General features: G+C 46.4%; 14 protein-coding genes. 12 read left to right on the forward strand and 2 right to left on the reverse strand.

What is annotated here, in order from left to right; all coding sequences use genetic code 11:
* Positions 1-112 precede the first annotated feature (112 nt).
* Positions 113-934, forward strand: a complete 822-nt coding sequence (locus NC796_RS03195; protein WP_310682092.1) for an inositol monophosphatase family protein — start codon at positions 113-115, stop codon at positions 932-934.
* A 149-nt stretch (positions 935-1,083) separates the two neighbouring features.
* On the opposite strand, the gene bshB1 is transcribed toward NC796_RS03195, so the two are convergent.
* On the reverse strand, positions 1,084-1,836 hold the full coding sequence (bshB1, locus tag NC796_RS03200) for a bacillithiol biosynthesis deacetylase BshB1 (RefSeq protein WP_310682093.1): 753 nt from the start codon (positions 1,834-1,836) through the stop codon (positions 1,084-1,086).
* Positions 1,837-2,333: 497 nt separating this feature from the next.
* Here bshB1 and NC796_RS03205 point away from each other — a divergent pair, with 497 nt between their 5' ends.
* The 10 genes from NC796_RS03205 to NC796_RS03250 all read left to right on the forward strand — a co-directional run bounded on the left by NC796_RS03205 (position 2,334) and on the right by NC796_RS03250 (position 11,318).
* Positions 2,334-2,513, forward strand: coding sequence for a hypothetical protein (locus NC796_RS03205; RefSeq protein WP_310682094.1), 180 nt, complete (start codon positions 2,334-2,336; stop codon positions 2,511-2,513).
* 93 nt (positions 2,514-2,606) lie between these two features.
* Positions 2,607-3,851 carry an ABC transporter permease gene (locus NC796_RS03210; RefSeq protein WP_310682096.1) on the forward strand — a complete coding sequence of 415 codons (1,245 nt, stop codon included), beginning with the start codon at positions 2,607-2,609 and terminating at the stop codon, positions 3,849-3,851.
* Between the two features lie 12 nt (positions 3,852-3,863).
* Entirely contained in the window at positions 3,864-5,087 is a 1,224-nt protein-coding gene (locus NC796_RS03215) for an ABC transporter permease (RefSeq protein WP_310682098.1), read from the forward strand.
* Between the two features lie 768 nt (positions 5,088-5,855).
* The gene (locus tag NC796_RS03220; RefSeq protein ID WP_310682100.1) at positions 5,856-6,068 is read left to right on the forward strand and encodes a hypothetical protein; all 213 of its coding nucleotides are present in this window, start codon (positions 5,856-5,858) and stop codon (positions 6,066-6,068) included.
* A gap of 3 nt (positions 6,069-6,071) precedes the next feature.
* Entirely contained in the window at positions 6,072-6,503 is a 432-nt protein-coding gene (locus NC796_RS03225) for a phage holin family protein (RefSeq protein WP_310682102.1), read from the forward strand.
* A 15-nt stretch (positions 6,504-6,518) separates the two neighbouring features.
* A complete protein-coding gene (locus NC796_RS03230; protein WP_310682104.1) occupies positions 6,519-6,911 on the forward strand; it encodes a hypothetical protein in 393 nt (130 codons plus the stop codon).
* 107 nt (positions 6,912-7,018) lie between these two features.
* Positions 7,019-8,359, forward strand: a complete 1,341-nt coding sequence (locus NC796_RS03235) for a TolC family protein (RefSeq protein WP_310682105.1) — start codon at positions 7,019-7,021, stop codon at positions 8,357-8,359.
* A gap of 45 nt (positions 8,360-8,404) precedes the next feature.
* A complete protein-coding gene (locus NC796_RS03240; protein WP_310682106.1) occupies positions 8,405-9,796 on the forward strand; it encodes an efflux RND transporter periplasmic adaptor subunit in 1,392 nt (463 codons plus the stop codon).
* 5 nt (positions 9,797-9,801) lie between these two features.
* Entirely contained in the window at positions 9,802-10,533 is a 732-nt protein-coding gene (locus NC796_RS03245; RefSeq protein WP_310682107.1) for an ABC transporter ATP-binding protein, read from the forward strand.
* Between the two features lie 158 nt (positions 10,534-10,691).
* On the forward strand, positions 10,692-11,318 hold the full coding sequence (locus NC796_RS03250; RefSeq protein WP_310682108.1) for a rhomboid family intramembrane serine protease: 627 nt from the start codon (positions 10,692-10,694) through the stop codon (positions 11,316-11,318).
* A gap of 330 nt (positions 11,319-11,648) precedes the next feature.
* Here NC796_RS03250 and NC796_RS03255 read toward each other — a convergent pair whose 3' ends face one another.
* On the reverse strand, positions 11,649-12,263 hold the full coding sequence (locus NC796_RS03255) for an inorganic pyrophosphatase (protein WP_310682109.1): 615 nt from the start codon (positions 12,261-12,263) through the stop codon (positions 11,649-11,651).
* 227 nt (positions 12,264-12,490) lie between these two features.
* On the opposite strand from NC796_RS03255, the gene purB reads away from it, so the two are divergent.
* A complete protein-coding gene (purB, locus tag NC796_RS03260) occupies positions 12,491-13,786 on the forward strand; it encodes an adenylosuccinate lyase (protein WP_310682110.1) in 1,296 nt (431 codons plus the stop codon).
* The last annotated feature ends 47 nt before the right edge of the window (positions 13,787-13,833 follow it).

The following is a 13,833-nucleotide window of genomic DNA, read 5'->3' on the forward strand; positions in this document are numbered from 1 at the left end:
TAAACCGTGATTCGTAATGCGTGAAAGTTGTGACCCCTTACGCATTACGAATCACGTATCACGAATTACCCATCATTCCATTTAATTCTAAAGCTAGCCACACAAAGTACAAATGAACGATTATTCAAAGGAATTAGAAATTGCCAAACAGGCAGCCCGCAAGGGAAGTGAAATTATTATCCAATATACCACCGACAAAGATTTTGATATCGAGTTGAAAGGCAAAAATGACCTGGTAACCGATGCCGACCTGGCAACGGAAAAAGTAGTATTGAAGATCATACAGGAAGCCTTCCCGGAAGACCAGGTGATGGCAGAAGAAAGCCAGGAGGAACGCCGCGTACCAGAAGCCCGAACGTGGCTGGTCGATCCGATCGACGGTACCACAAATTTTGCGCATGGTTTCCCGATTTACTGTGTCTCGGTGGCGATGTGGGAGCACCGAGAGCCGAAGGTTGGCGTAGTGCTCGAAGTGGGACGTGATGAGCTTTTCAGTGCAGTAAAAGGGCAGGGGGCTTACCTGAACGGGTCGCCGATTCATGTCTCCAAAACTACCGATCCTGCAAATACACTTATCGGGACCGGATTTCCCTATCGTGATCTGTACCTGGTGAAACATTACCTGGAACTGTTTGAGTACCTTATGCACAACACGCATGGGGTGCGTCGACCGGGCTCAGCAGCGTTCGATATGTGTTGCGTTGCGGCGGGACGTTACGACGGTTTCTACGAGTATTCACTGAATGCCTGGGACGTGGCCGCTGCCAGCCTGATCATCAAAGAAGCGGGCGGCGTGCTATCCGATTGGGAGGGCGGAGATAACTGGCTTTTCGGAAAGCGCATTTTAGCGGGTAATGAGGCGATCCATTCATTCCTGCTAAAGGCAGTCGAAGAGCATTTTACTTCTGAGGAACGTAAGGCGGAACAGGCTTAATACCTGATGCTTAATTCGTAAATGCGTAAGGATGTACCCTTTTAAGCAATAATTACCATCAGATAAAAATCTGTGCTGATTACATATATTTGACTTCTTTCGTTTATGAAGTGACAACGTATCATGCATTATGCATCACGCATCACTAATCATCTGAAAGGATCAGAATCAAACAGCTCCCCAAAAGAAGTGAACGGAATTGGTCCATTATAATACTTGAACGGCTCGCCATATTCGGCGCCTATCATATGGCCGTAGTGGCGGGCCCGGGCCTCAATATTTTTGAAGAAGCGTTCAGACGAGATATAACTTTCTGGATCATCGCCGGGATTCTTCACATGGAATTGGGTTTCAAACGCCAGAACCGCCTTCTTTTTTAGTTCAAAGGTATCAGAAATATCGAACACCAGGTCCGGCTCGAACGGTTGATCCTGCATATAATGCAAGATGTGTGAAGGGCGCCAGCGCTGTTGTTTATTACCTTCATCGTCTTGTGTTTTGATCTTGGTGAGACCACTGTAGAATAGGGCATCCAGTACCAGTGTTGTGGCATCACCGTGATCGGGATGCCGGTCGGTTGGAGCACCTACAAAACAGACATGCGGTCGATAGGCCCGAACCACCTGGATTATTTGTTTCTGGTATTCACGGGTGTTTTCGAGCCTGGTATCCGGCAGCCCCAGGTTTTTGCGGACTTCCAGACCCAGCAGGTCCGCTGCATTCTGTGACTCTTGGAGTCTATCTTCCGGTGTGCCCCGCGTTGCCATTTCCCCCTGCGTCAGGTCAAGTACGCCCACTTTTTTGCCTTGCTGGACCAACTTCGCCAGGGTGCCACCACAGCACAATTCAGTATCGTCGGGGTGAGCAGCTAGTGCGAGAATATCCAATTTTTGTTTTGCCACCGGAGATTAAGTTTTTAAAATTAAGAAGTAGATTTTCAGGGTGCATCAATAGGAGCAAAATGATAATGAACTATCGGGAGATTCTGAAATTTAGTCATTTTATGAAGTGAGAGGTGTTCAAAGGAAAACGTACTGTGTGAGTGGTAATGGATGCCAGTTATAATTCCTGGACTAATCCCAATTTTTGAGGTGTCCCTTTTGGCTTGATCACGCCGGCAGTCGGACACAGTCCAAAAGGGACGAAAAGATCAAGAAGAATTTAACTCAACCGGTTTGACTAGAATTTTAACGTTGAAACTGTCTTCTGCCGCACCGGTTTCGAACAGAAATTCTTTCTGCTTCCATCTTTTGCTTTAATGAAGGCCAAATGTTGGAAAGGCCGAGTTACCAAGAAATAATCTCAACATTAATCTGAATCTGATTTTACATTGACAATTCATAAATCTAACATCCGGCCTAACGTAAATTTCGCTGGGGAAAGAGAATGAAATCGAAGCGTGAAAAAATCATTGCTGTTTGAGTTCTGCGTTTTTTTACAGAACGAGTTCAATGATTTTAGCGGAGTGGAGCGAACACAGCGACAATTTACTCCGCCGGTGAATTTTTTGGTTCGTTTTTTCTTCATTGAAAAAATGAACTGGTGGAAAGAGACCGTTGGGAAATCCATCAGGAAATAATTCCTTATTCCCTATCCAGCTAATTCACCTGTAACCAAATGAATTTCTTTTCGTAAGGTTCATTCTTGATCAACGATCAGTCATCGCAGAGATATGTCTAAATTTTACCGGGTAGCAAATAGTGTATGGGAGAGCCTGAAAATTTCATTTCGGGCGCTGGGGACCAATAAAACACGATCCATTCTAACAGCAACCTGCATTGTCATCGGTATTGTTTCCGTAACCACAATGTCCACTACTATCGACGGCATTGACCGTGCCTTTGAAAAAAGCATGAGCATGCTGGGGCAGAATGTAATTTATGTTGAAAAATGGCCCTGGGGACTGGGAAGCGGTGAATATAAGTGGTGGGAATACCGCAACCGGCGCGATATGAAGATCGATTACGCGGAAGAGCTTGAGGAAGGCAGCCGGTTTGCCTCAGCAGTATCCGCCAGTTCCATGCGCAACGCGACTGTCCGGTTTGGGGATAAATACGCCGATGGGGTCATATTGCAGGGCGCAACAGAAGCAATAACCCGAACCAGCTCAATGGATATTGCTGAAGGTCGGTTTTTTACAGCCGAGGAAGAGCGCACAGGTTCCAATGTCGTGGTAATGGGACAGAGTGTTTCAGATGCCCTGTTTGAGTTTGAATATCCACTCGGGAAACAGGTCAAAATTGGCGGGCAGCGGTTTCTTGTGATCGGACTAATGGAACGGCAGGGGTCATTCCTGGGACTGGAGGATCTCGACAACCAGGTTATCATTCCCATGACTGCCTTCCAGGAGATTTATGGCTCGCGTTTAGACGTCCGCCTGACCGTAAAATTTCCAGGTAAAGAAGCCCAGCTTGAGGGGGAATACGAGATTGAAGGGTTGATGCGCAGCATACGGCAACTGGATCCCTTGGAGGAAAATGATTTTGCGATCAATAAGCCGGAAGCGTTTCGGCAGCAATATGAATCAATGACATTTGCCATCTACGGCATCGGAATTTTCCTGACCTCGCTGGCCCTTTTCATAGGTGGGATCGGAGTAATGAATATCATGTTTGTCTCGGTACGGGAGCGCACCAAGGAGATCGGCATCCGCAAAGCGGTGGGAGCCAAAGCGTGGGAGATACTGGCCCAGTTCCTTGTTGAAGCGACCATCATCTGTATGATTGGTGGGGTGATCGGCGTTCTGCTCTCTATTATTACAACACAGATCATAAACCAGTTTTTTGTTGCCTACATGAGCTGGCGGACGGTGGCTCTGGCGTTCGGCATCTGTACGCTTGTAGGCTTGGCATTTGGCTTTTTACCAGCCTATCGCGCTGCAAAATCTGATCCCATTGATTCTCTCAGGTATGAATAATTTGTATCCGATATGAATATACTCGAAGTCATAAAACAGGCATTTTCTTCACTGGCAGCCAATAAGTTGCGCTCGGCGCTGACGTTGCTGGCTATCGTGGTAGGTGTTTTCGCCATAATTAGTGCCTCTACTGCCGTCCTGGTGCTCGACACTTTTTTTAAGGAAACACTCACCCTGATGGGCGGAAATGTGATTAATGTGTCGAAATATCCTTCGGTAAGGATGGGCGGAGACTGGCAAAAATACCGCAATCGCGAAGATATCACTTTTGAGACGATGGAAGAGCTCCAGGCGCGGGTCCGTTTGGTAAGCGATATCAACCCGGATGAAGTGTTTTCTACAACCAAGATTGTTTATGGGGAAGAGGAGACCGAACCGAATGTGCCGGTCAGGGGGAGTAACCAGTACTATTTGACAAACAATGCCTATGAGCTAGCCGACGGACGGAATTTTACCAGCCAGGATATCCAGTATGGTCGGCCGGTCGTGATAATTGGACAGGACGTCCGGGAAAATCTTTTTGAAGTCGAGTACCCACTGGGCAAGACGATCCGTATTGATGGGCGTCCGTTTCGAGTTATCGGCCTGGCTGATGAGAAAGGGAGTGTATTTGGCAGCTCGCTCGACAATTTCGTGCTCATACCCTACACCACGGCGATGAATGTGTATGGCGGTGAGCGAAATATCGATATACAGGTGAAAGCTCCTTCGATGACCTCGATCAGCGCCTCAATGGATGAGCTTACCGGCCTGCTGCGCACCATCCGCAAAGTGCCGCCCGGGCAGGAGAACGATTTTGAGATCGAAACCAATGAGTCGCTCTCGGGGGCATTCGACCAGTTTACGGGAGTGCTGTATATTTTTGGTTTTGTCGTGGGGGGAATTGCACTTTTGGGTGCTGGCATTGGAGTTATGAACATTATGCTGGTGTCGGTGACCGAGCGGACCCGTGAGATCGGCATTCGCAAAGCGGTGGGCGCTACCAAAAAGGCGATCACGTCACAGTTTTTGATGGAGGCGATCGTCATCTGTCAAATCGGTGGCATTGTGGGAATGCTCATTGGAATAATTGGCGGAAATGCGCTGGCAATTTGGATGGAATCGAGCATCGTGTTTCCCTGGATGGCGGCTGTTGCAGGCATTGTGGGGATGACGATAATCGGTATCGTATTTGGTGTGTATCCCGCTTTTAAAGCAGCCAAGCTTGATCCTATTGAGAGTTTAAGGTATGAGTGATGAAAATCAGAACTCCTTAAAATCGAAATAAAAAGCATTTTATCATATGAGGGTGTTTATTTTTTGAATGACTGAAATCCGTCGGGAGTCGGGGTAAAGAACTTCCACCCGAAAAGTCACGGGCAAAGCAGTGTTAAAGGTTAATTGTTGAATTGGGGGAACTGAATAATCCCAAATCCTAATTTTTAACTCTCAATGCTCCTTCCGGCCTTTGAAATTTTTGTTGATCCGAGTGACCGGAGCCGGAGCGTGAAGAAATCATTTCTGCCTGAGATCCGCGGGGTCCAGCGGTTCGAGTTAAATGATTTTAGCGGAGGTGAAGGGAACACAACAAAAATTTCATTCGCCGGCGATTTTTTTGGTTCGTTTTTTCATCGATACAAAAATGAACACTCTTCGAGTGAAAAAACTTCGGGAGAAGGAAGCCAGTGCATTGAGCGTTCCAAATGCAAGGAAAAGAGAAGTCCTAATTAATGCAGGGATTCGCCGGACTCTCCCAACAAGCTTTACAAACTTTAATCGTATTTTATTCAGACTAAAAAGAATGGCAGTTAGAAGTTCGATTTGGCTTATCAGAAATTGACAGCTACCAGCAAGTGCGAGTAACTGCAATTTTCACTTCAGATTCTCTTCAGATTGGCTCCATATATTATTGATAGTTTGTCTGAAAAAATGAATTGGGAAGAACAGTAACTTCTCATTTTAACTTACAGGAAAAATTCTTTAGTTAACTTTTGAAGGATATCCATTAACCCCAATTACAGTTCGATGAACGAAGAAATTCTCCAAAACTTGAATCAAAGATTAGACGAAGCACTGGATCGTGGGCGCAAGATCGTGGAAGACGATAAGTTAAATGAGCGTATTGAAGAGTTAAAGGCTCGTGCGGAAAAGATTATTCGCAAAAATCCTGTCAAAAGTGTAGCCGGCGGTTTGCTGATAGGATACATCATTGGCAAAATTCTAAGTTCCGACGAATAAACTATGTCATCAGATAAGAACGATCCATTGAGTAGGCGTCTTAAAACGATTTCAGGCGACCTCAAATTATATGTGGAAAAGCGTGTAGAGCTACTCATGCTGAATGTGGGAGAGCATATTTCACGAATGATAGCGGAGTCGGTCCAAAAAGTGGCCGGTATTATCATGCTTACCAGTGGGGCCGTTTTCCTGCTGGTTGCTCTGGCGCTGTTCCTGGGTGATCTGCTTGATAACGAAAGCCTGGGCTATATTTTGGTATCCCTGCCGCTTATTGTCGCAGGATTTATGTTTTATTACCTGAAGCCGAAAAGTATGCTGGATGGGATTCAAAATCACTTTGAAAAAGAGATAATCAAAGCGATATCGGAAAACAAAGAGCACAAGAACGAACGGCTGATGCTCAAAACCAAAGAAACAGACGAACCGACTAAATAAAAAGAGTTGTACGATATGTCGAATGAAGAACTGGATGAGATAAAGGCAAAAAAGGAAGAACTCGAAGCCGAGCTGGATCGGATTCAAACAGAGCTGGACAGCTCCATTGACAAAGTTCGCAGTGATGTGAGTCATAAGTTGAAACCGTCGGAGATTATAAAGCAATACCCAATACCAGTCGTAGGGGTATCATTGCTGGTGGGTTTTTTAGCTGGCCACAAACCCAAAAGAAGCTCAGGAGCCAGCCACACCAAAGAAGGATTTACCTCTCTTTTGTTGTCTGAACTGAAAAAACTGGCGACCCGGAAAGCAGTAACAGCTGCCACCGATTATCTGGATGAATTCCTGGAAGGAAAAAAGGAAGATCTCGTCAACGGGGTGGATGAACTGACAAATGATAAAGCTTAGATATCGTGAGGACCATCCTTTCTCTATCATGAAACTATTCAAAATAAGATTCGTGTACCACCACGGATTGAAATCATCATAATCATAAAAATTTAACTGAAGCTTATATGAAACGTGGGATAATTGTAGTACTGATTTTAGGGTTCCCCCTGTTACTAAAGGCTCAAACAGACAGCGTTGAAACCATTACCCTGGAAGAAGCCATTGAGATTGCATTAGAAAACAACTACCAGTTAAAAGTTGCCCAGAATAATTATGAACTTTCCCAAAACCAGGAATTGAGTGAAAAGGCGGATTACCTTCCTTCCCTGAACGCCAATATTTCAGGAAACAGAAACGTCGGTCGTACTTTTGATCAGAGCACTGGTTCTATTACGACGGAAACAAACAACTCCCTTCGTAGCAGCCTCAGTGCGGATATTCCTATTTTCAGTGGCTTTGAAAACCTGCACTCCCTTAAGAGCAGTCAGTTTGATAAGATGTCGAGCGAGGAGAATCTTGAACGCGTCCGGGAGAATATTATCTTCAACACCGCCAGCAATTATCTTCAGTTTATCTTGGACAAGCAGTTTCTCGAAATAGACCGGGAAAACTTGGCAGCTTCACAGAAAACATTGGAGCAGGTCCGAGCTCAGGTAGAGGTTGGATCACGTCCCAATGTGGACTTATATAACCAGGAAGCACAGGTTGCCAATAACGAGCTTGCGGTTGTTAATTCGGAAAACGCGCTGGAGTCCAGCCGCCTGCAACTGATTCAAACACTGCAGATTGATCCACGCAAAGAATATGAATTTGTTTCCCCCGATATTGATGGACAGACAATAACAGCCCCGGAATATGATCTGGAAGAGCTGGTCACAACCGCCTTGGAAAATCGTTCTGACCTGCAACGAGAAAAGTACAATATTGAAGCGATCCGGCACCAGCTCAGTGCAACAAAAGGGAGCTTGTATCCTTCTCTTAGCCTAAGCGGCAACCTCTCCAGCGGTTACTCAGAACTGCAGCGATCTAGTTTTAATGACCAATTCTTTGACCTGAATATTAACCGCTCAGTGGGCCTCTCCCTGAACATCCCAATTTTTGGCAATCTCAACAGGAGAACAAATGTTCAATCTCAGAGAATAAGTTACCGTAATGCCCTGTTGAATCTCCAGGATATTGAACTCCAAATTGTGCAGGAGGTAAACCAGGCATATAACGATTATACCTCATATGTAAAACAGCTTGAATCATCAGAAAAAGCATTGAGAGCTGCCGAGCGTTCCTACGAGACCCAAAGACAGCGATATAATGTTGGCGCAGGAACGTTGATAGAACTTAGTGACGCAAATGCCCAATATGTGGAGGCACAGGCCAGCAGAGCGCAAGCCCTTTTCCGGCTTATATTTCAACAGCAGCTGCTTGACTACTACATTGGGAAGCTTAATGAGAATATATCATTAGAATAAGAGAGCATGTATAAAGAGTGTTAGGCTAAAAAAGAGGTGCTATCTATGTCAAAAAAAACGAAAACATCACCCACCATGCGGTTGATGATGGTGGGGGGAGTACTCGTAATTCTGGTCGCCGTCGGTGGCTTTGTGGCCAAATCGATGGGATGGCTTGGAGGAGAGGGAGAGGGAAAGACCGTGGAAACGGCAAAAGCCAAGTTGAAGACGATTACGCAAATGGTATCAGCATCCGGTAAAATTCAGCCGGAAGTGGAGGTTATTTTGCGACCAGAAGTATCCGGTGAAATCATCGAGCTGCCCGTCAAAGAGGGCGACTATGTAGCGAAAGATGACCTCTTACTACGCATTAAACCGGATATCTATGAGGCCCGTATCGAAGAGACCAATGCTACGCTGCTGACTCAAAAAGCGCGCCTTGAACAGGCCAAAGCCAATCTTTTGGAAGCAGAATCAACTTACAACCAACAACAACAGCTTTTCGAGAAAGAAGCAATTTCCAGGGCCCAATATATTCAGGCCAAAACTGCCTATGAAGCTCAAAAAGCTAACTACAAGGCTGCCGAATACCAGGTGCAAAGTATTGAGGCCCAGCTCGACCAGGCAAAAGAAGAGCTTGCAAAAACAACGATCCGGTCACCGCGCGATGGCACCATAAGTGCACTGGCTGTGGAAGAGGGCGAACGGGTGCTTGGGCAGACCCAGATGACCGGAACGGAGCTGATGCGGATTTCTAAAATGGACCAGATGGAAGTAGTGGTGCAGGTCAATGAAAATGATATTGTCAATGTGGCTCCGGGCGACACCACCAATATAGAAGTCGATGCCTACCCAGAACGTATTTTTAATGGAATTGTAACTGAAATTGCCAACTCTGCTGAGATTACCGGATCGGGCACCAATGAACAGGTTACCAATTACGAGGTGAAAATCAGAATTACAACACCTCACAACCTGGACATGGCCGGCAGCCAGGATCTGGTTCAACAGGCTGCGCAGGAGCTACCCGGCAGCGAGTTTGTGCCCAGCTTCAAGCCCGGCATGTCAGCTACCGTCGATATTGAGACAGAGACCGTATTTAATGTGGTGTCACTTCCGATTCAAGCCGTAACCGTGCGTGACTTTGCCGAGGATAGTACAGGTGTGAAATCCGATTCCACAAACGTCACTGAATCTGATACTTCGGATACGGACGGTGGCATGGTTATTCCCGAGGAAGATCTCCGCAAGGTTGTCTTTAAGGTGGAGGATGGCATTGCAAAACGCCAGCAAGTGGAGACCGGCATCAGTGACAACAGCCACATACAGATTCTTTCAGGAATATCGGCTGGAGATGAAATCGTCATCGGCAGCTATCGAACACTCTCCCGTGATCTTAAAGACGGGGATAAAGTGAAGGTGGACAACAATCAATTTCAACGATTCGCCCAAAACTAGTAGCTATGAAAAGAGCAGTAATTGAGATCCGTGATCTTACCAAGATTTACCTGATGGGGAACAACGAAGTTCGGGCCCTCGACGGTGTCTCTTTCGATGTAAAAGAGAACGAATACATTGCCATTATGGGACCATCCGGTTCTGGTAAGTCAACGCTGATGAACCTAATCGGATGTCTGGATACGCCTACATCCGGCAAATATATTTTAAATAACCAGGATGTAAGTGAACTGGAGGATGCGGAGCTGGCAGAGGTGCGAAACCGGGAGATCGGGTTCGTTTTCCAGACATTTAACCTGCTACCGAGAACCAACTGCCTGGCAAACGTGGAACTACCCTTGATTTACGCCGGTGTCAAGTCCTCCGAACGCCACGAGAGGGCAGCAAAAACGCTCACACGCGTTGGACTTGGCGACAGAATGGACCACAGACCCAATGAACTTTCCGGTGGCCAGCGGCAGCGCGTGGCAATTGCCCGGGCACTGGTTAACAACCCTTCGATACTGCTTGCCGATGAGCCGACAGGGAACCTGGATACCAAAACCGGGGAAGAGATTATGCTCCTTTTCGAAGAACTACATCGAATGGGAAATACGATCCTGGTGGTTACTCACGAAGACGAAATCGCAAATCACGCCCGCCGCATCGTCAGGCTTCGTGATGGAAAAATTGAACGTGACGACAAGGTTGAAAATCCCGAATTGGCGAACCTGGAAATAAACGTCACCCCGGCGTAATTGAGTAACTCAAATGTAATTCCGGTGAATCATTTAAACAGGCAATGCCGTATATTTTATTGATCTTTTATTTTTAGAAATCAATCTATTCTGTTTTATTACTGCCGGATATGATCTGTACATGCATCACGTTACATTAAATTCTTAAGTACTGCATTTTGAGTTATACTTCCAATAATTATAGTCCCAACACTGCGTTCTCAATTTTCCCACCTGCTGTAAAGCATCTGCTTATCATCAATGGCCTGTTTTTTGTGGGATTAAGTACCCCCGTAGTGGGACAGTTTTTATTCCAATTCGGTGCGTTATGGCCCATTGGATCCGGTCTCTTTCAGCCCTGGCAGCTTGTTACCTACATGTTTCTGCACGGGGGATTTGGCCATATCTTTATGAACCTTTTTGCACTCTGGATGTTTGGCCAGGCGATTGAAAATTTCTGGGGAACCAAGCGTTTTGTGTACTATTACTTTCTTACCGGAATCGGAGCCGCTCTGCTGCACATGTTCATTGGCGGGGGTGGAGCACCTACCGTTGGGGCTTCTGGCGCTGTATATGGCATCTTGCTTGCTTTTGGTATGATGTTCCCCGAACGGCCCATCATGCTCCTTATTCCACCGATCCCGATTAAAGCAAAATACTTTGTATTGATTTTCGGGGGGTTGGAACTCTTCAACGGGGTGGTCGGTACTGCTACCGGCGTCGCTCATTTTGCGCACCTGGGTGGAATGCTGGTGGGCTATATCCTTATCAAATATTGGGGACTCAAAGGTGAAAGGTACTATTAAAACATTTTTTAAGTATCCTTATAACTTGATGTAATACTTAGGGAAGAAGGCTTTGCAAAACCGTGGTATATAAAACCGTCATCGCGTCCGCCGGCTGGTGGCTTGGGGCGTGGCGATCCCCACACGAGGGGAGATTGCCGCATTCCGTTCGCAATGACACCAAAGTATTTCATGGCCCTCAGGAAATAACTTTGCTTGCTCGCATAGTTATCTTCTTCGCTCGTTTAAGAGCGATCATTAAAAAAGCGCTGCTTCGCATCAAATAATTTCGAAGCAGCGCTTTTTACATTCTGTACTAACGCAATGCGTATGATCTCCGTAGCCAGTTAACTACTTGCCAAACGCCTGGTCATAGTCTTCGGTAGAAGCATCAATAACTTTCAGTGCTTTCTCCTTATTATATACCTCTTCAACGGTAACGGTTTTTTCTTCACCCTGTACCAGTTTGTAGGTAGCAAAGTAGTGACGGAGACGCTGCCTGATATTTTCGGGCAGATCAGAAATATCATGCGCATCTGACCAAAATTTATCATTGTTCAGCACCGCAATGATCTTATCGTCGGCTTCTCCATTGTCAATCATATGGATGCCACCGACGACTCGGGCCGTCAGGATAACCTCGGATTTGCTAATGGGACGTTCACTCAACACGCAGATATCGAGAGGATCGTGATCTCCCATATCAGTGTATTCAGAGAGTGCGCCGACCCGGTTTCCACAGTACGTGCGGGGGATGAACCCGTAAAGGGAGGGGGGAAGGGATGAGCTCTGCTGCGGTCGGTCCACACGCAGGTAGCCCGTGGCTTTGTCAACTTCATACTTCACCAGGTCAAACGGGGTTATTTCGATGAATGCATTAATAATTCCGGATTCGACATTGCCAGTTTCCAGACCATGCCATGGGTGAGGTCGCCAGCGATAAAAAGGATCGGGAAAATTAGTCATTTATATAAATTTTTCTGAATTATGGATGATAACAAGTTATGGATCATAACTCGGGCGAAAGATAGTTTTTTGAAGAGTAAATATCTTCCTATTCTCGACATTGATTTTTATTAACAGGTTTGCATCCTGAAAAGTCCAAAAAGTTTAGATATTCGGTATAATTTGACAAGACATCCTGTCTTAAAAACAATATCTTTGGCTCTAATTCAAACCAACTAAACAGTTTCATGATTGATCGATATTCGCGTAAGGAGATGGCAGAAATATGGACCGACGAAAGTCAATTCCAGGCATGGCTGGATGTAGAACTGGCCGCCTGCTGGGCCTGGAGCCAGTTGGGACACATTCCTGAGGAAGACGTTGAAAAGCTCTATGAGAAAGCCACTTTTGATGTGGACCGCATAAAAGAGATTGAGAAGGAGACACGTCACGATGTGGTTGCCTTTACCCGATCCGTGTCTGAGTCGCTCGGTGATGAAAAGAAGTGGGTACACTATGGGCTGACCTCCACCGATGTAGTCGATACGGCGCAGGGTGTGCGCCTGAAACGGGCGAATGAAATTATGAAAGAGGATATCGAGCATATCATTGATGTGTTGGCGGCCAAGGCCAAAGAGCACAAATATACCGTCATGATGGGGCGTACCCATGGCGTGCATGCCGAACCGACGACATTCGGACTGAAGTGTGCGCTCTGGTATGCTGAGATGAAGCGGAACCTGGAGCGTTTTGAAAAAGCGGCTTCAGATGTAGAATTTGGAAAAATGAGCGGTTCCGTCGGTACATTTGCCAACATTCCGCCGGAAGTGGAAGAGTTGGTTTGCGAGAGACTGGGCCTGCAACCGGCGCCTATTTCCACCCAAACACTCCAGCGCGACCGTCATGCGCATTACATCGCCACGCTGGCCTTGATCGGCTCTACGCTGGAAAAGATGGCCGTTGAGGTGCGCCACCTGCAGCGAAGCGAAGTGCGAGAGGCAGAAGAGTTTTTCAGAAAAGGGCAGAAGGGGTCCTCGTCGATGCCACACAAGCGAAATCCCGTGGGATCCGAAAATATCAGTGGATGCTCGCGTGTACTCCGCGGTTATATGATGACTTCCTACGAGAATATCCCGCTCTGGCATGAGCGTGATATCTCGCATTCTTCTGTTGAACGAATTGTCTTCCCCGACGCCACTATTTTGCTGGATTACATGTTGAATCGATTTTCCGGTATTATTGAGAAACTTACGGTCTACGAGGAGAACATGGAGGAAAATATCTACAAAACCTTTGGGCTGACTTTCTCCCAGCGCCTGCTGCACCTGCTGATCGACAAGGGTATGTCACGCGAGAAAGCGTATGATACGGTGCAGCCACTGGCGATGCAGTCGTGGGAAGAGAAGAAAATGTTCCGTGATCTTGTAGAAGAGAACGATACGATCACGGAAAATCTCACCGAAAAACAGATCGATGAGGCGTTCGACTTGGACCATCACACCAAAAATGTAGATCGTATATTTAAGCGGGTGGGATTGGAATAACCAAGGTAAATATCGCTTCTTTCAGCAGGATTGAGAGTAGCTGAAAA

This window comes from Aliifodinibius sp. S!AR15-10, from assembly GCF_031569985.1.
Taxonomy (GTDB): Bacteria; Bacteroidota; Rhodothermia; order Balneolales; family Balneolaceae; genus JAMQKA01.

Coding starts and splice junctions, on each gene's coding strand:
- NC796_RS03195 (WP_310682092.1), top strand. CDS start 113: ATGAACGATTATTCAAAGGAATTAGAAATTGCCAAACAGGCAGCCCGC.
- NC796_RS03210 (WP_310682096.1), top strand. CDS start 2,607: ATGTCTAAATTTTACCGGGTAGCAAATAGTGTATGGGAGAGCCTGAAA.
- NC796_RS03215 (WP_310682098.1), top strand. CDS start 3,864: ATGAATATACTCGAAGTCATAAAACAGGCATTTTCTTCACTGGCAGCC.
- NC796_RS03220 (WP_310682100.1), top strand. CDS start 5,856: ATGAACGAAGAAATTCTCCAAAACTTGAATCAAAGATTAGACGAAGCA.
- NC796_RS03225 (WP_310682102.1), top strand. CDS start 6,072: ATGTCATCAGATAAGAACGATCCATTGAGTAGGCGTCTTAAAACGATT.
- NC796_RS03230 (WP_310682104.1), top strand. CDS start 6,519: ATGTCGAATGAAGAACTGGATGAGATAAAGGCAAAAAAGGAAGAACTC.
- NC796_RS03235 (WP_310682105.1), top strand. CDS start 7,019: ATGAAACGTGGGATAATTGTAGTACTGATTTTAGGGTTCCCCCTGTTA.
- NC796_RS03240 (WP_310682106.1), top strand. CDS start 8,405: ATGTCAAAAAAAACGAAAACATCACCCACCATGCGGTTGATGATGGTG.
- NC796_RS03245 (WP_310682107.1), top strand. CDS start 9,802: ATGAAAAGAGCAGTAATTGAGATCCGTGATCTTACCAAGATTTACCTG.
- NC796_RS03255 (WP_310682109.1), bottom strand. CDS start 12,263: ATGACTAATTTTCCCGATCCTTTTTATCGCTGGCGACCTCACCCATGG.
- purB (WP_310682110.1), top strand. CDS start 12,491: ATGATTGATCGATATTCGCGTAAGGAGATGGCAGAAATATGGACCGAC.